This is a genomic window from Pseudomonas sp. RA_35y_Pfl2_P32 (assembly GCF_963970735.1).
GTDB lineage: Bacteria > Pseudomonadota > Gammaproteobacteria > Pseudomonadales > Pseudomonadaceae > Aquipseudomonas.
The window spans coordinates 1-311 of sequence record NZ_CAXAQF010000409.1 but is presented as its reverse complement, the minus strand read 5'-3'; the positions used below and the strand labels follow the sequence as shown (position 1 = coordinate 311).

General features: G+C 40.5%; 1 rRNA gene. It reads right to left on the bottom strand.

Annotated features, from left to right (window positions below):
- Positions 1-251 precede the first annotated feature (251 nt).
- A 16S ribosomal RNA gene (locus AACY45_RS28930) occupies positions 252-311 on the bottom strand; the annotation flags it as partial.

Below are 311 nucleotides of genomic sequence, written 5' to 3'. Positions count from 1 at the left end.
TCACAAATTTTACCTTAGCCTGATCCGTTACCAGTGAAAGTAACGTTCAGTCTATCTTTCTATCACATACCCAAATTTTTAAAGAACGATCTAATCAAAGACTAGAAATCAACATTCACCATCACCAAGATGGAATGCTCATTTCTAAGCTTTAAAACAAAAAAGTCTCTTCTTAAGGAGAAACCTTATCGTCTTCTTCAATGAATCAAGCAATTCGTGTGGGAGCTTATGCAGCAGCTGATGTCGTCGATTAAGGAGGTGATCCAGCCGCAGGTTCCCCTACGGCTACCTTGTTACGACTTCACCCCAGT